Below are 21,508 nucleotides of genomic sequence, written 5' to 3' on the forward strand. Positions count from 1 at the left end.
ATGAAATAAAAAAGCCCTGGCAGTTACCAGGGCTTGATTACTTGAGCTAATTATTACTCAACAGGTTGCGGACGCGCAGGAGCGGCAGATGCATGATGCGTTGCCGTATGACCACCTGCGGCACCTTTACCTTCGAAGGTAAAAGCAGGGCGCTGCCAGTCACTGTGACGCGGTGCCTCCGGAACATATTCCGGTGCCGGAGCGCGCGTCATTGGCGCGGTAGCGTGGTTATGCTCAACGGTGACCTCAGATTCAACCGCAGCTACCGTTTCAACTTCTGCTGCGACTTCAGCGACGACTGGCGCGGCAGGTTGAGCAACAACTTCAGGCTCAGCAACCACAACCTCAGCAGTTTCGGCAACTTCTTCAATATCAGCCGTCTCTTCCTGCGGTTCAACAACCGGTTCTGCGTGTTCTACAACTTCCTGGGCTACGGCAACATCAGACTCGGTAATCACCTGCGGCTGTTCAGTTACCGCGGCGGCAATCACTTCAGGATGCGTCGTTTCAACCACTTCCGGTTGCGGTTCGGTAACCTGAACGGGGGCTTCTACGACTTCAGCCACTTCTTCAACAATCGGTGCGCTAACAACCGGTTCGACAGCGGCGGCGACAGGGACCTCAGTCACCATCGGTTGCACTTGTACTTCTTCCTGTTCGCGCTGCTCTTCAACCTGTACATCTTGCGGACGTACAATCGGATAGCGGATCCAGACTTTGCCAGAGGCCAGTTCCGGAGACGCGCACGCTACGGTTAACGGCATTGGCGACTGGGTCGGGTAACGCTCGTCACGATAGCGACGACGACGCTGACCACTTACGCGCAGGTGACGAGGCGAGCGGCGAGAGCGACGCGGCATGCCACCGTTATCACGGTTATCAGCATTGTTCTCTTCCTGCTGTTCCGGCGCAGTTTGCGCTACGACTGGCAGCGGGACTTTCGCCAGTTCTGTACGCGGAGCAGGCACTTCCTGAACGATGGTTTCGGCAGCGGCAGTTTCTTCAACCACTGGTGCGGCTACCGTTTCTTCGGCTACGCTTTGCTCGTAACGCACTTTCTGATTCAGCTGGCGCTGTTTACGACGCGGCTGAACCGGACGTACACGTTCTTCCTGTTCGGTTTCCTGAACAGATTGCTCTTCAACATTCAGCGCTTTCGCTTCTTGTTGCGCCTGACGTTTATCATCATTACGGCGGCGGCTACGTTCACGACGCGGCGCTTGCTGCTCGTCGGTGGTACGCGCTTTTTCCGTTACCTCAGCCTGCTGACGGCTCTCACGCGTCTCGGCAGTCTGCTGCTGTGCCTGGCGACGATTACGGCGGTTTTCTTCGCGATTATCGCTGCCTTCATTACGTTCGCTACGTGTGTCGCGGCGTTCATTTCGGTCACGACGGTTGTTCTGACGTGGCTTACGGCGGTCCTGTTGACGTTCCGGTTTCGTTTCAGTTTTCGGTGCCGGTTGCTCGGTCGGTTTGGTTTCTTCACCACCGCTGAACAGCGCTTTCAGTGCGCCGAAGAAGCGGCTTAACAGCCCTGGTTGTGCAGGAGCTGCTGGTGTTGTTGATGCAGCTTTAGGTGCTGGGGCTGCGACAGGCGCGGCAGGTTCAGCTGGGGTTGGCGCTGGCGGCACATCCGGCATGGCAAACGTTGCCAGCGCAGGTTGTTCCGGACGCTTACGTTCAGCGAACTCTTCTTCAGACGGCAGCGCCATCGCTTCTTCATGCAGCTTCGGCAGCATGTAGCTTAAGGTTGGGGTTTCTTCCCCTTTGCGTACGCGCAGCACATGGTAGTGCGGGGTTTCCATCTGATCGTTTGGCACAATCACACAGCGCACGCCGTCCTGACGAGTTTCAATGGCATTTACCGCAGAGCGTTTTTCGTTCAGCAGGTAAGAAGCGATTGGTACAGGAACAATGGCATGCACTTCCTGAGTGTTCTCTTTCAGCGCTTCTTCTTCAATCAGACGCAGAATAGAGAGCGACAGGGATTCGTTGTCACGCACGGTGCCGGTACCGGAGCAGCGCGGGCAGACGTGATGGCTGGATTCACCCAGCGATGGACTCAGCCGCTGACGGGACATTTCCAGCAGACCAAAGCGAGAAATATGGCTGATTTGAATACGTGCACGGTCCTGACGCACCGCTTCACGCAGACGGTTTTCTACCGCACGCTGGTGGCGGACTGGCGTCATGTCAATGAAGTCGATAACAATCAGGCCGCCGAGGTCACGCAGGCGCAGCTGACGAGCAATCTCATCGGCAGCTTCGAGGTTGGTGTTAAACGCGGTTTCTTCGATATCGCCGCCGCGGGTTGCGCGTGCGGAGTTGATATCGATGGCAGTTAACGCTTCAGTGCTGTCGATAACAATAGAACCACCAGACGGCAGACGGACTTCACGCTGGAAGGCGGACTCGATCTGCGACTCGATCTGGTAGTGGCTGAACAGCGGAATTTCACCAGTGTACAGCTTGATTTTGCTGCTGAAATCCGGGCGACCTAATGCAGCGATATGCTGACGCGCCAGTTCGAGCACTTTCGGGTTATCGATAAGGATTTCGCCGATGTCCTGACGTAAGTAATCGCGGAATGCGCGAACGATTACGTTGCTCTCCTGATGGATCAGGAACGGGGCAGGGCGGCTTTCAGCGGCTTTTTTAATAGCTTCCCAGTGTTTCAGGCGGAAGCTTAAATCCCATTGCAGCGCCTCTGCAGATTTGCCGACGCCAGCGGTGCGCACGATAAGCCCCATGCCTTCCGGCAGTTCAAGGCTTGCCAGTGCTTCTTTTAATTCGGTACGGTCGTCGCCTTCAATACGGCGAGAAATACCACCCGCGCGCGGGTTGTTCGGCATCAGAACCAGATAGCTACCTGCCAGGCTGATAAAGGTGGTCAGTGCTGCGCCTTTGTTACCGCGCTCTTCTTTATCAATCTGAACAATAACTTCCTGACCTTCACGCAACACATCTTTAATGTTGGGACGGCCATGAGCACTGTAGTTAGCAGGGAAATATTCGCGGGCAATTTCTTTAAGTGGGAGGAAACCGTGACGTTCAGCGCCGTAATCAACAAAAGCAGCTTCCAGACTCGGTTCAATGCGGGTGATTTTACCTTTGTAGATGTTTGCCTTTTTCTGTTCGTGCCCTGGACTTTCGATATCCAGGTCATACAGACGCTGCCCATCTACAAGGGCAACGCGCAACTCTTCCTGCTGAGTTGCGTTGATTAACATTCTTTTCATCGTAACTTACTCATTATTCTTACATTGACGACTAAGCTGCGGGCAAAGTAACGCCTTTCCGGGTGTGAACCGATGGCCTCGTGTCTAGTCGCGTCGCCAACCTCACGGTTATCGTCAGCTCAAAGAGGCGCAGAGTGTCGGTTGCCCGTTTTTCATGCGGAAAAACAGCGCAATTATCAAAGAAACAGACTGGGTATTACTCTCCAGAAATATTTCCATCTACCGGTAAGGACTGCAACCCGCAGCCCGCTAACTGCCTGAAAGATCAATACGTCTTACGCCATTGCTGCGTGGATGATCGGTCGGGCAAAATGGGTTATTCCGTAAAATTTCTTGTTTTAACAAGGATGGACACGGAAACGTTCTCATTATTCCACTGCAAGCCTTGTTATAGCAAGATGACTTTTACCATTTATCACCCGCTTACTCACAGTTTTTTCACTTCTTAATGGTGATTGGTTTAATAACCATCAATAAAGTGATGACGTAGTGAAGTAATAAGGTGCAAAACTAAATATAAGCATAGAAAAATGAGTGGCGCGAATCCTGTTGGCTAATTAGAATCGCCCACCATGAAAACAGAGACTCCATCCGTAAAAATTGTTGCTATCACCGCGGACGAAGCGGGGCAACGTATCGACAACTTTTTGCGTACCCAATTGAAAGGCGTACCTAAAAGTATGATTTACCGTATTTTGCGTAAAGGCGAAGTGCGGGTGAACAAAAAACGTATTAAGCCTGAATATAAACTCGAAGCAGGTGATGAGGTGCGTATTCCACCGGTTCGCGTTGCTGAACGTGAAGAGGAGGCGGTTTCGCCACATCTGCAAAAGGTGGCGGCGCTGGCGGACGTCATCTTATATGAAGATGAGCATATCCTGGTGCTGAATAAACCTTCCGGTACGGCAGTACATGGCGGCAGTGGTTTAAGCTTCGGTGTTATCGAAGGTTTACGGGCGTTGCGCCCGGAAGCGCGGTTCCTTGAACTGGTACATCGTCTCGACCGGGACACTTCCGGTGTGTTGCTGGTAGCGAAAAAACGCTCGGCGTTGCGTTCTCTGCATGAGCAATTACGTGAAAAAGGGATGCAAAAAGATTACCTGGCGCTGGTGCGCGGTCAGTGGCAGTCGCATGTGAAGAGCGTACAAGCGCCGTTGCTGAAAAATATTCTGCAAAGCGGCGAACGTATCGTGCGTGTGAGTCAGGAAGGTAAACCGTCGGAAACACGCTTTAAAGTGGAAGAACGCTATGCATTTGCCACCCTGGTGCGTTGTAGCCCGGTAACTGGGCGTACTCATCAGATCCGTGTGCATACACAGTATGCGGGTCATCCGATTGCCTTTGACGATCGCTACGGTGACCGTGAATTTGATAGACAGCTCACTGAAGCAGGCACGGGATTAAATCGTCTGTTCCTGCACGCCGCAGCGTTGAAGTTTACCCATCCGGGAACCGGTGAGGTGATGCGTATCGAAGCGCCGATGGATGAAGGTTTGAAGCGTTGTTTGCAAAAGCTGCGTAATGCGCGCTAATACAAGCATATAAACCTGATAATGGGCGGTTGGCCTGATAAGGCGTTTACGCCGCATCAGGCCGCCAGCACCGATTGCCGGATGCGACATACCTGCATCCGGCGTAAAAAACTATCCCATCAGCGGATTTTTCCCTTCCCGACGTAACATCTGACACAGCGCGATTAGCGGTAAACCAACCAGCGTGTTAGGGTCACGCCCTTCTAAACGCTCAAACAGCGTAATGCCAAATCCTTCACTCTTAAAGCTACCCGCGCAGTGCAGGGGATGCTCCTTACGCACGTAATTATCAATCTCCGCCTCGCTCAGGTGACGGAAATGGACGTCAAAAGGCTCCACTTCTGTTTGCAGATGCCCATTCGCCGAATTAAACAACGCCAGTCCAGTATAGAAGGTGACGATATTGCCGCTGGCTTTGCGTAATTGCAGACGGGCATTTTCTTCCGTTAACGGTTTACCGGTGATTTCGCCATCAAGAACACATACCTGGTCTGAACCAATAATTAAATGATCCGGATAACGTGACGCCAGAGATTGCGCTTTTTCTTGTGCCAGTCGAAGCACCAACTGTCGCGGTGATTCGTCGCTGCGTGGGGTTTCGTCGACCTCGGGTGCTGCACATTCAAAAGAGATTTGCAGTTTTTCCAGAAGAGCGCGACGCCAGGGCGAGGTGGAGGCTAAAATAAGTTTAGGCATATTTTTTTTCCATCAGATATAGCGTATTGATGATAGCCATTTTAAACTATGCGCTTCGTTTTGCAGGTTGATGTTCGTTATCAGCACTGAACGAAAATAAAGCAGTAACCCGCAATGTGTGCGAATTATTGGCAAAAGGCAACCACAGGCTGCCTTTTTCTTTGACTCTATGACGTTACAAAGTTAATATGCGCGCCCTATGCAAAAGGTAAAATTACCCCTGACTCTCGATCCGGTTCGTACGGCTCAAAAACGCCTTGATTACCAGGGTATCTATACCCCTGATCAGGTTGAGCGCGTCGCCGAATCCGTAGTCAGTGTGGACAGTGATGTGGAATGCTCCATGTCGTTCGCTATCGATAACCAACGTCTCGCAGTGTTAAACGGCGATGCGAAGGTGACGGTAACGCTCGAGTGTCAGCGTTGCGGGAAGCCGTTTACTCATCAGGTCTACACAACGTATTGTTTTAGTCCTGTGCGTTCAGACGAACAGGCTGAAGCACTGCCGGAAGCGTATGAACCGATTGAGGTTAACGAATTCGGTGAAATCGATCTACTTGCAATGGTTGAAGATGAAATCATCCTCGCCTTGCCGGTAGTTCCGGTGCATGATTCTGAACACTGTGAAGTGTCCGAAGCGGACATGGTCTTTGGTGAACTGCCTGAAGAAGCGCAAAAGCCAAACCCATTTGCCGTATTAGCCAGCTTAAAGCGTAAGTAATTGGTGCTCCCCGTTGGATCGGGGATAAACCGTAATTGAGGAGTAAGGTCCATGGCCGTACAACAGAATAAACCAACCCGTTCCAAACGTGGCATGCGTCGTTCCCATGACGCGCTGACCGCAGTCACCAGCCTGTCTGTAGACAAAACTTCTGGTGAAAAACACCTGCGTCACCACATCACTGCCGACGGTTACTACCGCGGCCGCAAGGTCATCGCTAAGTAATCACGCGTCTGCGTGATGAAGCTTAGTGAGGATTTTCCCCAGGCAACTGGGGAAAGACCAAACCGGGCGGCGACGATACCTTGACACGTCTAACCCTGGCGTTAGATGTCATGGGAGGGGATTTTGGCCCTTCCGTGACAGTGCCTGCAGCATTGCAGGCACTGAATTCTAATTCGCAACTCACTCTTCTTTTAGTCGGCAATCCCGACGCCATCACGCCATTACTTGCTAAAGCTGACTTTGAACAACGTTCGCGTCTGCAGATTATTCCTGCGCAGTCAGTTATCGCCAGTGATGCCCGGCCTTCGCAAGCTATCCGCGCCAGTCGTGGTAGTTCAATGCGCGTGGCCCTTGAGCTGGTGAAAGAAGGTCGAGCGCAAGCCTGTGTCAGTGCTGGTAATACCGGGGCGCTGATGGGGCTGGCAAAATTATTACTCAAGCCCCTGGAGGGGATTGAGCGTCCGGCGCTGGTGACGGTATTACCGCATCAGCAAAAGGGCAAAACGGTGGTTCTCGATTTAGGGGCCAACGTCGATTGTGACAGCACAATGTTGGTGCAATTTGCCATTATGGGCTCAGTTCTGGCTGAAGAGGTGGTGGAAATTCCCAATCCTCGCGTGGCGTTGCTCAATATTGGTGAAGAAGAAGTAAAGGGTCTCGACAGTATTCGGGATGCCTCAGCGGTGCTTAAAACAATCCCTTCTATCAATTATATCGGCTATCTTGAAGCCAATGAGTTGTTAACTGGCAAGACAGATGTGCTGGTTTGTGACGGCTTTACAGGAAATGTCACATTAAAGACGATGGAAGGTGTTGTCAGGATGTTCCTTTCTCTGCTGAAATCTCAGGGTGAAGGGAAAAAACGGTCGTGGTGGCTACTGTTATTAAAGCGTTGGCTACAAAAGAGCCTGACGAGGCGATTCAGTCACCTCAACCCCGACCAGTATAACGGCGCCTGTCTGTTAGGATTGCGCGGCACGGTGATAAAAAGTCATGGTGCGGCCAATCAGCGAGCTTTTGCGGTCGCGATTGAACAGGCAGTGCAGGCGGTGCAGCGACAAGTTCCTCAGCGAATTGCCGCTCGCCTGGAATCTGTATACCCAGCTGGTTTTGAGCTGCTGGACGGTGGCAAAAGCGGAACTCTGCGGTAGCAGGACGCTGCCAGCGAACTCGCAGTTTGCAAGTGACGGTATATAACCGAAAAGTGACTGAGCGTACATGTATACGAAGATTATTGGTACTGGCAGCTATCTGCCCGAACAAGTGCGGACAAACGCCGATTTGGAAAAAATGGTGGATACCTCTGACGAGTGGATTGTCACTCGTACCGGCATCCGCGAACGCCACATTGCTGCACCAAACGAAACCGTTTCAACCATGGGCTTTGAAGCGGCGACACGCGCAATTGAGATGGCGGGCATTGATAAAGACCAGATTGGCCTGATCGTTGTGGCAACGACTTCTGCTACGCACGCTTTCCCGAGCGCAGCATGTCAGATTCAAAGCATGTTGGGTATTAAAGGTTGCCCGGCATTTGACGTTGCAGCAGCTTGCGCAGGTTTCACCTATGCATTAAGCGTAGCCGATCAATACGTGAAATCTGGGGCGGTGAAGTATGCTCTGGTCGTCGGTTCCGATGTACTGGCGCGCACCTGCGATCCAACAGATCGTGGGACTATTATTATTTTTGGCGATGGCGCGGGCGCTGCGGTGCTGGCTGCCTCTGAAGAGCCGGGAATCATCTCCACCCATCTGCATGCCGACGGTAGCTATGGTGAATTGCTGACGCTGCCTAATGCTGACCGTGTGAATCCAGAGAATTCAATTCATCTGACGATGGCGGGCAACGAAGTCTTCAAGGTTGCGGTAACGGAACTGGCGCACATCGTTGATGAGACGCTGGCGGCGAATAATCTTGACCGTTCTCAACTGGACTGGCTGGTGCCGCATCAGGCTAACCTGCGTATTATCAGTGCAACGGCGAAAAAACTCGGCATGTCGATGGACAATGTCGTGGTGACGCTGGATCGCCACGGTAATACCTCTGCGGCCTCTGTCCCGTGCGCGCTGGATGAAGCTGTACGTGACGGGCGCATTAAGCCGGGGCAGTTGGTTCTGCTTGAAGCCTTTGGCGGTGGATTCACCTGGGGCTCCGCGCTGGTTCGTTTCTAGGATAAGGATTAAAACATGACGCAATTTGCATTTGTGTTCCCTGGACAGGGTTCTCAAACCGTTGGAATGCTGGCTGATATGGCGGCGAGCTATCCCATTGTCGAAGAAACGTTTGCTGAAGCTTCTGCGGCGCTGGGTTATGACCTGTGGGCGCTGACTCAGCAGGGGCCAGCCGAAGAACTTAATAAAACCTGGCAAACTCAGCCAGCGCTGTTGACTGCATCAGTTGCGCTGTACCGCGTATGGCAGCAGCAGGGCGGTAAAGCACCAGCGATGATGGCCGGTCACAGCCTCGGGGAATACTCTGCGCTGGTTTGCGCTGGTGTGATTGATTTCGCTGATGCGGTGCGTCTGGTTGAGATGCGCGGTAAGTTCATGCAAGAAGCCGTACCGGAAGGAACGGGCGCTATGGCGGCAATCATCGGTCTGGATGATGCGTCTATTGCGAAAGCGTGTGAAGAAGCTGCAGAAGGTCAGGTGGTTTCTCCGGTAAACTTCAACTCTCCAGGCCAGGTGGTAATTGCGGGACATAAAGAAGCCGTTGAGCGTGCTGGCGCTGCCTGTAAAGCTGCAGGCGCAAAACGCGCGCTGCCGTTGCCAGTGAGCGTACCGTCTCACTGTGCGCTGATGAAACCGGCAGCCGACAAACTGGCAGTAGAATTAGCGAAAATCACCTTTAACGCACCAACAGTTCCTGTTGTGAATAACGTTGATGTGAAATGCGAAACCAATGGTGATGCCATCCGTGACGCACTGGTACGTCAGTTGTATAACCCGGTTCAGTGGACGAAGTCTGTTGAATACATGGCAGCGCAAGGCATAGAACATCTTTATGAAGTCGGCCCGGGCAAAGTGCTTACTGGCCTGACGAAACGCATTGTCGACACCCTGACCGCCTCGGCGCTGAACGAACCTTCAGCGATGGCAGCGGCGCTCGAGCTATAAAAGAGGAAAATCATGAATTTTGAAGGAAAAATCGCACTGGTAACCGGTGCAAGCCGCGGAATTGGCCGCGCAATTGCTGAAACGCTCGCAGCCCGTGGCGCGAAAGTTATTGGCACTGCGACCAGTGAAAACGGCGCTCAGGCGATCAGCGATTATTTAGGTGCTAACGGTAAAGGTCTGATGTTGAATGTGACCGATCCAGCATCTATCGAATCTGTTCTGGAAAAAATTCGCGCAGAATTTGGTGAAGTGGATATCCTGGTCAATAATGCCGGTATCACTCGTGATAACCTGTTAATGCGAATGAAAGATGAAGAGTGGAACGATATTATCGAAACCAACCTTTCATCTGTTTTCCGTCTGTCAAAAGCGGTAATGCGCGCTATGATGAAAAAGCGTCATGGTCGTATTATCACTATCGGTTCTGTGGTTGGTACCATGGGAAATGGCGGTCAGGCCAACTACGCTGCGGCGAAAGCGGGCTTGATCGGCTTCAGTAAATCACTGGCGCGCGAAGTTGCGTCACGCGGTATTACTGTAAACGTTGTTGCTCCGGGCTTTATTGAAACGGACATGACACGTGCGCTGAGCGATGACCAGCGTGCGGGTATCCTGGCGCAGGTTCCTGCGGGTCGCCTCGGCGGTGCACAGGAAATCGCCAACGCGGTTGCATTCCTGGCATCCGACGAAGCAGCTTACATCACGGGTGAAACTTTGCATGTGAACGGCGGGATGTACATGGTCTGACCGCGATTTGCACAAAATGCTCATGTTGCGCGCAGTCTGCGTGGTTATGAGTAATAATTAGTGCAAAATGATTTGCGTTATTGGGGGGTAAGGCCTCAAAATAACGTAAAATCGTGGTAAGACCTGCCGGGATTTAGTTGCAAATTTTTCAACATTTTATACACTACGAAAACCATCGCGAAAGCGAGTTTTGATAGGAAATTTAAGAGTATGAGCACTATCGAAGAACGCGTTAAGAAAATTATCGGCGAACAGCTGGGCGTTAAGCAGGAAGAAGTTACCAACAATGCTTCTTTCGTTGAAGACCTGGGCGCGGATTCTCTTGACACCGTTGAGCTGGTAATGGCTCTGGAAGAAGAGTTTGATACTGAGATTCCGGACGAAGAAGCTGAGAAAATCACCACCGTTCAGGCTGCCATTGATTACATCAACGGCCACCAGGCGTAAGTGAACATCTCCAGGCGGTCGTTCGACCGCCTGAGTTTTATCTTTTTGTCCCACTAGAATCATTTTTTCCCTCCCTGGAGGACAAACGTGTCTAAGCGTCGTGTAGTTGTGACCGGACTGGGCATGTTGTCTCCTGTCGGCAATACCGTAGAGTCTACCTGGAAAGCTCTGCTTGCCGGTCAGAGTGGCATCAGCCTAATCGACCATTTCGATACTAGCGCCTATGCAACGAAATTTGCTGGCTTAGTAAAGGATTTTAACTGTGAGGACATTATCTCGCGCAAAGAACAGCGCAAGATGGATGCCTTCATTCAATATGGAATTGTCGCTGGCGTTCAGGCCATGCAGGATTCTGGCCTTGAAATAACGGAAGAGAACGCAACCCGTATTGGTGCCGCAATTGGCTCCGGGATTGGCGGCCTCGGACTGATTGAAGAAAACCACACATCTCTGATGAATGGTGGCCCACGTAAGATCAGCCCATTCTTCGTTCCGTCAACGATTGTGAACATGGTGGCAGGTCATCTGACTATCATGTATGGCCTGCGTGGCCCAAGCATCTCTATCGCGACCGCCTGTACTTCTGGCGTGCACAACATCGGTCATGCTGCGCGTATTATCGCGTATGGCGATGCTGACGTGATGGTTGCAGGTGGCGCAGAGAAAGCCAGTACGCCGCTGGGCGTTGGTGGTTTTGGCGCGGCACGTGCATTATCTACCCGCAATGATAACCCGCAAGCGGCGAGCCGCCCGTGGGATAAAGAGCGCGATGGTTTCGTACTGGGCGATGGTGCCGGTATGCTGGTACTGGAAGAGTACGAACACGCGAAAAAACGCGGGGCGAAAATTTACGCTGAACTCGTTGGCTTTGGTATGAGCAGCGATGCTTACCATATGACGTCACCACCAGAAAACGGCGCAGGCGCAGCTCTGGCAATGGCAAATGCTCTGCGTGATGCAGGCATTGAAGCGAGTCAGATTGGCTACGTTAACGCGCACGGTACTTCTACACCGGCTGGCGATAAAGCTGAAGCGCAGGCTGTTAAAAGCATCTTCGGTGAAGCTGCCAGCCGTGTGTTGGTGAGCTCCACGAAATCTATGACCGGTCACCTGTTAGGTGCGGCGGGTGCAGTAGAGTCTATCTACTCCATCCTGGCACTGCGCGATCAGGCTGTTCCGCCAACCATCAACCTGGATAATCCGGATGAAGGTTGCGATCTGGATTTCGTACCGCACGAAGCGCGTCAGGTTAGCGGAATGGAATACACGCTGTGTAACTCCTTCGGCTTCGGTGGTACTAATGGTTCTTTGATCTTTAAAAAGATCTAAGTTGTCATTTCCCACCCTTATAAAAGGTCCGCTTGCGGGCCTTTTTTCTTAGCTTTTATTCCGACTTGTTCCGTAGTGAACATGCTGCCACACTAACAATTCTCTGGTAAGGAGTTGGTATGTTCTTAATTAACGGTCATAAGCAGGAATCGCTGGCAGTAAGCGATCGAGCAACGCAGTTTGGTGATGGTTGTTTTACCACCGCCAGAGTTATCGACGGTGAAGTCAGTTTGTTATCGGCACATATCCAGCGACTACAGGATGCTTGTCAGCGGTTGATGATTTCCTGTGACTTCTGGCCTCAGCTTGAACAAGAGATGAAAACGCTGGCAGCAGAACAGCAGAATGGTGTGCTGAAGGTCGTGATCAGTCGCGGTAGTGGCGGGCGAGGGTACAGCACATTGAACAGCGGACCGGCAACGCGGATTCTCTCCGTTACGGCTTATCCTGCACATTACGATCGTTTGCGTAACGAGGGGATGATGTTGGCGCTAAGCCCGGTGCGGCTGGGGCGCAATCCTCATCTTGCAGGTATTAAACATCTTAATCGGCTTGAACAAGTATTGATTCGCTCTCATCTTGAGCAGACAAATGCCGATGAGGCGTTGGTCCTTGACAGCGAAGGGTGGGTTACGGAATGCTGTGCGGCTAATTTGTTCTGGCGGAAGGGCAATGTAGTTTATACGCCGCGACTGGAGCAGGCAGGTGTTAACGGCATTATGCGACAATTCTGTATCCGTTTACTGGCACAATCCTCTTATCAGCTTGTCGAAGTGCAAGCCACTCTGGAAGAGGCGTTGCAGGCAGATGAGATGGTTATTTGTAATGCGTTAATGCCAGTGATGCCCGTACGTGCCTGTGGCGATGTCTCCTTTTCGTCAGCAACGTTATATGAATATTTAGCCCCACTTTGTGAGCGCCCGAATTAGTCATGAAAAAAGTGTTATTGATTATCTTGTTATTGCTGGTGGTACTGGGTATCGCCGCTGGTGTGGGCGTCTGGAAGGTTCGCCATCTTGCCGACAGCAAATTGCTTATCAAAGAAGAGACGATATTTACCCTGAAGCCAGGGACCGGACGTCTGGCGCTCGGTGAACAGCTTTACGCCGATAAGATCATCAATCGCCCACGGGTTTTTCAATGGCTGCTGCGTATCGAACCGGATCTTTCTCACTTTAAAGCCGGGACTTACCGCTTTACACCGCAGATGACCGTACGTGAGATGCTGAAATTGCTGGAAAGCGGTAAAGAAGCACAGTTCCCTCTGCGACTGGTAGAAGGGATGCGTTTGAGCGATTACCTCAAGCAATTGCGTGAGGCCCCGTATATCAAACACACGCTGAGCGACGATAAGTACGCCACCGTAGCGCAGGCACTTGAACTGGAAAACCCGGAGTGGATTGAAGGTTGGTTCTGGCCAGACACCTGGATGTATACCGCCAATACCACCGATGTCGCGTTACTCAAGCGAGCGCACAAGAAAATGGTGAAAGCGGTCGATAGCGCCTGGGAAGGGCGTGCGGACGGTCTGCCTTATAAAGATAAAAACCAGTTGGTGACGATGGCATCAATTATCGAAAAAGAAACCGCCGTTTCCAGCGAACGCGATCAGGTTGCCTCGGTATTTATCAACCGTTTACGCATTGGTATGCGCCTGCAGACCGACCCGACCGTGATTTACGGGATGGGAGAGCGTTATAATGGCAAACTTTCTCGTGCAGACCTGGAAACGCCGACAGCGTATAACACCTATACCATTACCGGTTTGCCGCCAGGTGCGATAGCGACGCCGGGGGCGGATTCGCTGAAGGCTGCTGCGCATCCGGCAAAAACGCCGTATCTCTATTTTGTGGCCGATGGTAAAGGTGGTCACACGTTTAATACCAATCTTGCCAGTCATAACAAGTCTGTGCAGGATTATCTGAAAGTGCTTAAGGAAAAAAATGCGCAGTAAGTATATCGTCATTGAGGGGCTGGAAGGCGCAGGCAAAACTACCGCGCGTAACGTGGTGGTTGAGACGCTCGAGCAACTGGGTATCCGCGACATGGTTTTCACTCGGGAACCTGGCGGTACGCAACTTGCCGAAAAGTTAAGAAGCCTGGTGCTGGATATCAAATCGGTAGGCGATGAAGTCATTACCGATAAAGCCGAAGTTCTGATGTTTTATGCCGCGCGCGTTCAACTGGTAGAAACGGTCATCAAACCTGCGCTGGCTAACGGCACTTGGGTTATTGGCGACCGCCACGATCTCTCTACTCAAGCGTATCAGGGGGGCGGACGTGGTATTGACCAACATATGTTGGCAACGCTGCGTGATGCTGTTCTCGGGGATTTTCGCCCCGACTTAACGCTCTATCTCGATGTTACCCCGGAAGTTGGCTTAAAACGCGCGCGTGCGCGCGGCGAGCTGGATCGTATTGAGCAAGAGTCTTTCGATTTCTTTAATCGCACCCGCGCCCGCTATCTGGAACTGGCAGCACAAGATAAAAGCATTCATACCATTGATGCCACCCAGCCGCTGGAGTCCGTGATGGATGCAATCCGCACTACCGTGACCAATTGGGTTAAGGAGCAGAACGCATGAGATGGTATCCATGGTTACGACCTGATTTCGAAAAACTGGTAGCCAGCTATCAGGCCGGAAGAGGTCACCATGCGCTACTCATTCAGGCGTTACCGGGTATGGGCGAGGATGCTTTAATCTACGCCCTGAGCCGTTATTTACTCTGCCAACAACCGCAGGGCCACAAAAGTTGCGGTCACTGTCGTGGATGTCAGTTGATGCAGGCTGGCACGCATCCCGATTATTACACCCTGGCTCCCGAAAAAGGGAAAAATGCGCTGGGCATTGATGCGGTACGTGAAGTTACCGAAAAGCTGAATGAGCACGCACGCTTAGGCGGTGCAAAAGTTGTCTGGGTAACCGATGCTGCCTTACTGACCGACGCTGCGGCTAACGCATTGCTGAAAACGCTTGAAGAGCCGCCAGCAGAAACCTGGTTTTTCCTTGCTACCCGCGAGCCTGAACGTTTACTGGCAACATTACGTAGTCGTTGTCGGTTACATTACCTTGCGCCGCCGCCGGAACAGTACGCCGTGACTTGGCTTTCACGCGAAGTGACAATGTCACAGGATACATTACTTGCCGCATTGCGCTTAAGCGCCGGTTCGCCTGGTGCGGCACTGGCGTTGTTTCAGGGAGATATCTGGCAGGCTCGTGAAACATTGTGTCAGGCGCTGGCATATAGCGTGCAATCGGGCGACTGGTATTCGCTGCTAGCGGCCCTTAATCATGAACAAGCTCCGGCGCGTTTACACTGGCTGGCAACGTTGCTGATGGATGCGCTAAAACGCCATCATGGCGCTGCGCAGGTTACCAATGTTGATGTGCCGGGCCTGGTCGTCGAACTGGCAAACCATCTTTCTCCCTCGCGTCTGCAGGCTATACTGGGGGATGTTTGCCACATTCGTGAACAGTTAATGTCTGTCACAGGTATTAACCGCGAGCTTCTCATCACCGATCTTTTACTGCGTATTGAGCATTACCTGCAACCGGGCGTTGTGCTACCGGTTCCTCATCTTTAAGAGAGACATCATGTTTTTAGTCGACTCACACTGCCATCTCGATGGTCTGGATTATGAATCTTTGCATAAGGACGTGGATGACGTTCTGGCGAAAGCCGCCGCACGCGATGTGAAATTTTGTCTGGCAGTCGCCACAACATTACCGGGTTATTTACACATGCGGGATCTGGTAGGCGAACGTGACAACGTCGTATTTTCTTGTGGCGTGCATCCACTCAACCAGAATGATCCCTACGATGTAGAAGATTTACGCCGTCTGGCGGCAGAAGAGGGCGTTGTTGCGCTGGGTGAAACCGGGTTGGATTATTATTACACGCCGGAAACTAAAGTACGGCAGCAAGAGTCCTTCATCCATCATATCCAGATTGGTCGTGAACTGAACAAGCCGGTTATCGTCCACACCCGTGACGCCCGCGCCGATACGCTGGCAATTCTGCGCGAAGAAAAAGTGACGGATTGCGGTGGCGTACTACACTGTTTTACAGAGGACAGAGAAACGGCGGGTAAATTACTGGATCTCGGATTTTACATCTCCTTTTCCGGCATTGTGACCTTCCGTAATGCGGAGCAACTGCGCGATGCCGCGCGTTATGTCCCCCTCGATCGGTTACTGGTAGAAACTGACTCACCTTACCTTGCACCGGTTCCGCATCGAGGAAAAGAGAATCAACCTGCGATGGTTCGTGACGTTGCAGAATACATGGCTGTGTTGAAAGGTGTTGCCGTTGAAGAACTGGCGCAGGTAACCACCGATAACTTCGCCCGTCTGTTTCACATCGACGCTTCCCGCCTTCAATCCATCCGTTGAATGAGTTTTTTTAAAGCTCGTAATTAATGGCTAAAACGAGTAAAGTTCACCGCCGAAAATTGGGCGGTGAATAACCACGTTTGAAATATTGTGACATATGTTTTGTCAAAATGTGCAACTTCTCCAATGATCTGAAGTTGAAACGTGATAGCCGTCAAACAAATCGGCACTGAATTATTTTACTCTGTGTAATAAATAAAGGGCGCTTAGATGCCCTGTACACGGCGAGGCTCTCCCCCCTTGCCACGCGTGAGAACGTAAAAAAGCACCCATACTCAGGAGCACTCTCAATTATGTTTAAGAATGCATTTGCTAACCTGCAAAAGGTCGGTAAATCGCTGATGCTGCCGGTATCCGTACTGCCTATCGCAGGTATTCTGCTGGGCGTCGGTTCCGCGAATTTCAGCTGGCTGCCCGCCGTTGTATCGCATGTTATGGCAGAAGCAGGCGGTTCCGTCTTTGCAAACATGCCACTGATTTTTGCGATCGGTGTCGCCCTCGGCTTTACCAATAACGATGGCGTATCCGCGCTGGCCGCAGTTGTTGCCTATGGCATCATGGTTAAAACCATGGCCGTGGTTGCGCCACTGGTACTGCATTTACCTGCTGAAGAAATCGCCTCTAAACACCTGGCGGATACTGGCGTACTCGGGGGGATTATCTCCGGTGCGATCGCAGCGTACATGTTTAACCGTTTCTACCGTATTAAGCTGCCTGAGTATCTTGGCTTCTTTGCCGGTAAACGCTTTGTGCCGATCATTTCAGGCCTGGCTGCCATCTTTACTGGCGTTGTGCTGTCCTTCATTTGGCCGCCTATTGGTTCTGCAATCCAGACCTTCTCTCAGTGGGCTGCTTACCAGAACCCGGTAGTTGCGTTTGGCATTTACGGTTTCATCGAACGTTGCCTGGTACCGTTTGGTCTGCACCACATCTGGAACGTACCTTTCCAGATGCAGATTGGTGAATACACCAACGCTGCAGGTCAGGTTTTCCACGGCGACATTCCGCGTTATATGGCGGGTGACCCGACTGCGGGTAAACTGTCTGGCGGCTTCCTGTTCAAAATGTACGGTCTGCCAGCTGCCGCAATTGCTATCTGGCACTCTGCTAAACCGGAAAACCGCGCGAAAGTGGGCGGTATCATGATCTCCGCGGCGCTGACCTCGTTCCTGACCGGTATCACCGAGCCGATCGAGTTCTCCTTCATGTTCGTTGCGCCGATCCTGTACATCATCCACGCGATTCTGGCAGGCCTGGCATTCCCAATCTGTATTCTTCTGGGGATGCGTGACGGTACGTCGTTCTCGCACGGTCTGATCGACTTCATCGTTCTGTCTGGTAACAGCAGCAAACTGTGGCTGTTCCCGATCGTCGGTATCGGTTATGCAATTGTTTACTACACCATCTTCCGCGTGCTGATTAAAGCACTGGATCTGAAAACGCCGGGTCGTGAAGACGCGACTGATGATGCAAAAGCGACAGGTACCAGCGAAATGGCACCGGCTCTGGTTGCTGCGTTTGGTGGTAAAGAAAACATCACTAACCTCGACGCATGTATTACCCGTCTGCGCGTCAGCGTTGCTGATGTGTCTAAAGTGGATCAGGCAGGCCTGAAGAAACTGGGCGCAGCGGGCGTAGTGGTTGCTGGTTCTGGTGTTCAGGCGATTTTCGGTACTAAATCCGATAACCTGAAAACCGAGATGGATGAGTACATCCGTAACCACTAATCCGTAAGACGTTGGGGAGACTAAGGCAGCCAGATGGCTGCCTTTTTTACAGGTGTTATTCAGAATTGATACGTGCCGGTAATGCTGAAATTACGCGGTGCGCCGTAGACGATAGAACCTTCCACGTTGGTATCGTAGGTTTTGTCGAACAGGTTATTGACGTTCCCCTGTAACGAGAAGTTTTTCGTCACCTGGTAGCGGGTGAAGAGATCCACCAGCGCGTAGCTACCTTGCTCGGCGCGGAAGGTGCCATACGGTGTCACGGTGTCGGTATACACGCGATTTTGCCAGTTAACACCACCGCCGACCGTCAACTCTGGCATGACAGGCAACCGATAGCTGGTGAACATTTTAACCGTGGTGCGTGGTAGATTAGGATTAACGGCGTTTCCTTCGTTATCTTCTGCAATATAGCGCGTTGCGCCAAACGTCAGCTGCCAGTTGTCGGTAATTGCGCCGTTGAGTTCAAATTCCACACCTTTACTGACTGTCCCATCCACCGCTTTATAGGCGGTTTCGCCGTTGCTGCCGGGGATAGGTGTACCGGTGGACTGAGCTACATTATCCTGCTCAATACGGAAGATGGCTAACGTGGTGGTCAGACGGCTATTCATCCAGTCCGATTTCAGACCCAGCTCGTAGTTGTTACCGGTGATTGGAGCCAGATATTTGCCTGAACTGTCACGATCATTTTGCGGCTGGAAAATAGAGGTATAGCTGGCGTAGGTCGACCAGTTGTCATTAATGTCAAACACCAGACCAGCATAAGGCGTGGTGTGGTTTTTCTCCATGCTGTAAGTCAGCGTATCAACCCGCCAGTTGGTATAACGTGCGCCGAGGATCAGATGCAGCGGATCGGCAAGGGTGACACGAGTGGCAGCATATAACGATTTCATATGTGTGGTATCGTCCTGCGCCAGACTCTGTGGTGACCAGTCGGTTTGTGGGAAATTGCCATTAAAGTTGTAGAAACTGCCAATTTCATCCGGGAAGATGTTGGCCCATGAACTGAAGTAACGATTGTTATGTTTGCTGTAACTGCCACCAAACATTAGATTGTGCTGACGACCAAACAATTCATAACTACCGTCAGCGAACAAATCCAGCGCATCAACTTTACGTTTGCCGCTGTTCCAACCGGTGCCGCCGACATAATCAAAGCCAGGTCCATAATTACTGTATGGCCCAACCAGCATACCATCCGCTTTGTTTAAATAGGCATCGACATACATCATTTTGCTGTCAAATTCGACTTCGGAGTGGGTGGCATTCAGTGTCGCTTGCCAGGTATCAGCAAACCGCTGCTTCAGGGTCATAAAGACCTTGTTGATCTCTTTATCGTTGTACGCCCAGTCAGGTGCGGTACTGCGTGCGCGATCGTAACTGTTGCTGCTGCCATCAGTATTCCAGCGCGGTAAACCGCCCCACGTTGGGCTATTAACATCAATGCGCTGATATTCGTAACCGGCTGAAAGCGTCGTAAGATCGCCTAAATCAGCATCAACAATGCCGGAGAAGAAGGTCTTTTCACTGTTGTAGCGGTCCAGCCATGAGTCGTTATTCTGGTAGCCGCCGACAATTCGCGCGCGGATTTTACCATCTTCGGTGAGTGGACTTTGTAAATCCGCTACATACCGTTCTTTGTTCCAGCTACCGTATTCTGCCGAGACATCGCCTTTAAATTCACGACTGGTCGCGTGTTTTCGAACCATATTAATTGCCGCAGATGGATTACCCGTACCGGTCATGAGTCCTGTCGCGCCACGCACTACTTCTACGCGTTCAAACAGTGCCATATCAGAAAGTGCGTCGCCCAGATTCCAGCGCGATTCAAAATAGGTGGGGATACCATCAACCATATAGTTATCGATCTGGAATCCGCGGGAATAATAAAGAGCACGATCGGAATCCGCCTGACTTTTGCTGATCCCCAGCGTGTTTTCCATCACTTCGCCCAGCGTTTGTAACTGCTGATCTTCCATCCGCTGCTGACTAACAATAGTGACCGACTGAGGAATATCACGTTGAGTCATCTGCATTTTGGTACCCGCAGAGGTAGACGTTACGCTGTAATCATTTTCGTCATCAACTGGAGTAGTGGCGGAACCCTCAACAATCACCGTTTCTTCAGTGGCTGGTGCAGCAAAAGCGGCGGAAGGTAAGAGTGCCAGTGCTATGCAACCGGCGAGTAGTGACGGTTTGGAGGTGGTTTGATGTTGATTATCCCTGTTAAATTGTGTTGAAAGCATTTGAAATCTCTTGGTTTATGTTGTCGTCAGGCTCATGCCGGAGGAGGATGATGAGCGGTTATATATAGTGTGCGAATAATTTTGCATGTAAATGCAAATGAGAAATATACGCATTCATATTTGGCGTGTAAACCAAACAGAGAATGTCTTTTCAGCGAATTCGCAGGCAGAAATGGGAATAATGACGATATATACGGCAGTAAAACGATTTTTTGCTTAAGAAATCGTGAGTTAAGGTTGAAAGAGCAGGTTTAACTCGACCATACTCTATACTCGCAGTATGGCGCGGCGTAGCATGGCGCAACGCATGGCTATTTGAAAAAGGAAAATGTCGTGGCAGAAGAAACTATATTTAGCAAAATTATTCGTCGTGAGATCCCCTCCGATATCGTCTACCAGGATGATCTGGTAACGGCGTTTCGCGATATTTCGCCGCAAGCGCCAACGCATATTCTGATCATTCCAAATATCCTCATTCCGACTGTGAACGACGTGTCTGCTGAGCATGAGCAGGCGCTGGGACGCATGATCACCGTAGCGGCAAAAATTGCTGAGCAAGAAGGTATTGCCGAAGATGGCTATCGTCTGATCATGAACACCAATCGCCATGGCGGACAAGAGGTGTATCACATCCATATGCACTTGTTGGGTGGCCGTCCGCTGGGACCAATGCTGGCGCATAAAGGTCTGTAACGATGAGAAAAGGATGCTTTGGGCTGGTGTCTCTGGCGTTGTTAGTGCTGGTGGGCTGTCGTTCACATCCGGAAATTCCGGTGAATGATGAGCAATCGCTGGTGATGGAGTCATCTTTATTGGCTGCGGGCATCAGTGCAGAAAAGCCCGTCCTTTCAACGTCTGATATTCAACCTTCAGCATCCTCAACGCTTTATAACGAAAGGCAAGAACCCGTTACCGTTCATTATCGTTTTTACTGGTATGACGCCAGAGGACTTGAGATGCATCCTCTGGAAACGCCACGCAGCGTTACCATTCCCGCACATTCGGCGGTAACGCTATACGGCAGCGCCAATTTTCTGGGGGCGCACAAAGTCAGACTTTATCTATATTTGTAAGGGGTGAATCTT

Annotated in this window: 20 protein-coding genes; 17 read left to right on the forward strand and 3 right to left on the reverse strand. The window is 51.4% G+C overall.

Features of this window, described 5'->3' with window-relative positions; all coding sequences use genetic code 11:
- Window positions 1–53: 53 nt before the first annotated feature.
- On the reverse strand, window positions 54–3,239 hold the full coding sequence (rne, locus tag BEB54_RS05965) for a ribonuclease E (RefSeq protein ID WP_105277120.1): 3,186 nt from the start codon (window positions 3,237–3,239) through the stop codon (window positions 54–56).
- 572 nt (window positions 3,240–3,811) lie between these two features.
- Between rne and rluC the strand changes: the two genes are divergently transcribed.
- Window positions 3,812–4,771 carry a 23S rRNA pseudouridine(955/2504/2580) synthase RluC gene (gene rluC, locus BEB54_RS05975; protein WP_000846356.1) on the forward strand — a complete coding sequence of 320 codons (960 nt, stop codon included), beginning with the start codon at window positions 3,812–3,814 and terminating at the stop codon, window positions 4,769–4,771.
- A gap of 111 nt (window positions 4,772–4,882) precedes the next feature.
- On the opposite strand, the gene yceF is transcribed toward rluC, so the two are convergent.
- Window positions 4,883–5,467 (reverse strand): 7-methyl-GTP pyrophosphatase, encoded by a 585-nt coding sequence (yceF, locus tag BEB54_RS05980; RefSeq protein ID WP_001125202.1) that lies wholly within the window; start codon window positions 5,465–5,467, stop codon window positions 4,883–4,885.
- 199 nt (window positions 5,468–5,666) lie between these two features.
- Between yceF and yceD the strand changes: the two genes are divergently transcribed.
- The 14 genes from yceD to ptsG all read left to right on the forward strand — a co-directional run bounded on the left by yceD (window position 5,667) and on the right by ptsG (window position 18,174).
- Window positions 5,667–6,188 carry a 23S rRNA accumulation protein YceD gene (yceD, locus tag BEB54_RS05985; protein ID WP_001174481.1) on the forward strand — a complete coding sequence of 174 codons (522 nt, stop codon included), beginning with the start codon at window positions 5,667–5,669 and terminating at the stop codon, window positions 6,186–6,188.
- A gap of 51 nt (window positions 6,189–6,239) precedes the next feature.
- Entirely contained in the window at window positions 6,240–6,413 is a 174-nt protein-coding gene (gene rpmF, locus BEB54_RS05990) for a 50S ribosomal protein L32 (protein ID WP_000290727.1), read from the forward strand.
- Between the two features lie 80 nt (window positions 6,414–6,493).
- Window positions 6,494–7,564: a phosphate acyltransferase PlsX gene (gene plsX / locus BEB54_RS05995; RefSeq protein ID WP_000197578.1), complete on the forward strand. Its 1,071-nt coding sequence runs from the start codon at window positions 6,494–6,496 to the stop codon at window positions 7,562–7,564.
- Between the two features lie 67 nt (window positions 7,565–7,631).
- Window positions 7,632–8,585: a beta-ketoacyl-ACP synthase III gene (gene fabH, locus BEB54_RS06000; RefSeq protein ID WP_000288127.1), complete on the forward strand. Its 954-nt coding sequence runs from the start codon at window positions 7,632–7,634 to the stop codon at window positions 8,583–8,585.
- Between the two features lie 15 nt (window positions 8,586–8,600).
- Window positions 8,601–9,530, forward strand: coding sequence for an ACP S-malonyltransferase (fabD, locus tag BEB54_RS06005; RefSeq protein ID WP_032183939.1), 930 nt, complete (start codon window positions 8,601–8,603; stop codon window positions 9,528–9,530).
- A 12-nt stretch (window positions 9,531–9,542) separates the two neighbouring features.
- Window positions 9,543–10,277 carry a 3-oxoacyl-ACP reductase FabG gene (fabG, locus tag BEB54_RS06010; protein WP_001008535.1) on the forward strand — a complete coding sequence of 245 codons (735 nt, stop codon included), beginning with the start codon at window positions 9,543–9,545 and terminating at the stop codon, window positions 10,275–10,277.
- A gap of 210 nt (window positions 10,278–10,487) precedes the next feature.
- Complete coding sequence (gene acpP / locus BEB54_RS06015; RefSeq protein ID WP_000103754.1) at window positions 10,488–10,724, forward strand: acyl carrier protein; 237 nt, start codon at window positions 10,488–10,490, stop codon at window positions 10,722–10,724.
- Window positions 10,725–10,811: 87 nt separating this feature from the next.
- Window positions 10,812–12,053, forward strand: a complete 1,242-nt coding sequence (gene fabF, locus BEB54_RS06020) for a beta-ketoacyl-ACP synthase II (protein WP_000044678.1) — start codon at window positions 10,812–10,814, stop codon at window positions 12,051–12,053.
- 119 nt (window positions 12,054–12,172) lie between these two features.
- On the forward strand, window positions 12,173–12,982 hold the full coding sequence (pabC, locus tag BEB54_RS06025; protein ID WP_105277121.1) for an aminodeoxychorismate lyase: 810 nt from the start codon (window positions 12,173–12,175) through the stop codon (window positions 12,980–12,982).
- Window positions 12,983–12,984: 2 nt separating this feature from the next.
- Window positions 12,985–14,007 carry a cell division protein YceG gene (gene yceG, locus BEB54_RS06030; RefSeq protein WP_000756841.1) on the forward strand — a complete coding sequence of 341 codons (1,023 nt, stop codon included), beginning with the start codon at window positions 12,985–12,987 and terminating at the stop codon, window positions 14,005–14,007.
- Window positions 13,997–14,638, forward strand: a complete 642-nt coding sequence (gene tmk, locus BEB54_RS06035; RefSeq protein WP_105277122.1) for a dTMP kinase — start codon at window positions 13,997–13,999, stop codon at window positions 14,636–14,638. The genes yceG and tmk overlap by 11 nt, the downstream gene beginning before the upstream one ends.
- The gene (holB, locus tag BEB54_RS06040) at window positions 14,635–15,639 is read left to right on the forward strand and encodes a DNA polymerase III subunit delta' (protein WP_105277123.1); all 1,005 of its coding nucleotides are present in this window, start codon (window positions 14,635–14,637) and stop codon (window positions 15,637–15,639) included. The genes tmk and holB overlap by 4 nt, the downstream gene beginning before the upstream one ends.
- Window positions 15,640–15,649: 10 nt before the next feature.
- Window positions 15,650–16,447, forward strand: a complete 798-nt coding sequence (locus tag BEB54_RS06045) for a metal-dependent hydrolase (protein ID WP_000480245.1) — start codon at window positions 15,650–15,652, stop codon at window positions 16,445–16,447.
- Window positions 16,448–16,740: 293 nt separating this feature from the next.
- Window positions 16,741–18,174 (forward strand): PTS glucose transporter subunit IIBC, encoded by a 1,434-nt coding sequence (ptsG, locus tag BEB54_RS06050; RefSeq protein ID WP_000475716.1) that lies wholly within the window; start codon window positions 16,741–16,743, stop codon window positions 18,172–18,174.
- Window positions 18,175–18,233: 59 nt separating this feature from the next.
- Here ptsG and fhuE read toward each other — a convergent pair whose 3' ends face one another.
- The gene (gene fhuE / locus BEB54_RS06055; RefSeq protein ID WP_105277124.1) at window positions 18,234–20,423 is read right to left on the reverse strand and encodes a ferric-rhodotorulic acid/ferric-coprogen receptor FhuE; all 2,190 of its coding nucleotides are present in this window, start codon (window positions 20,421–20,423) and stop codon (window positions 18,234–18,236) included.
- A gap of 333 nt (window positions 20,424–20,756) precedes the next feature.
- Between fhuE and hinT the strand changes: the two genes are divergently transcribed.
- Both hinT and BEB54_RS06065 read left to right on the forward strand, forming a co-directional pair.
- Window positions 20,757–21,116, forward strand: a complete 360-nt coding sequence (gene hinT / locus BEB54_RS06060; RefSeq protein WP_000807125.1) for a purine nucleoside phosphoramidase — start codon at window positions 20,757–20,759, stop codon at window positions 21,114–21,116.
- Between the two features lie 2 nt (window positions 21,117–21,118).
- The gene (locus BEB54_RS06065; RefSeq protein ID WP_001225293.1) at window positions 21,119–21,496 is read left to right on the forward strand and encodes a YcfL family protein; all 378 of its coding nucleotides are present in this window, start codon (window positions 21,119–21,121) and stop codon (window positions 21,494–21,496) included.
- The last annotated feature ends 12 nt before the right edge of the window (window positions 21,497–21,508 follow it).

This window comes from Escherichia sp. MOD1-EC6021 (assembly GCF_002965245.1).
GTDB classification, from domain to species: Bacteria; Pseudomonadota; Gammaproteobacteria; order Enterobacterales; family Enterobacteriaceae; genus Escherichia; species Escherichia coli_F.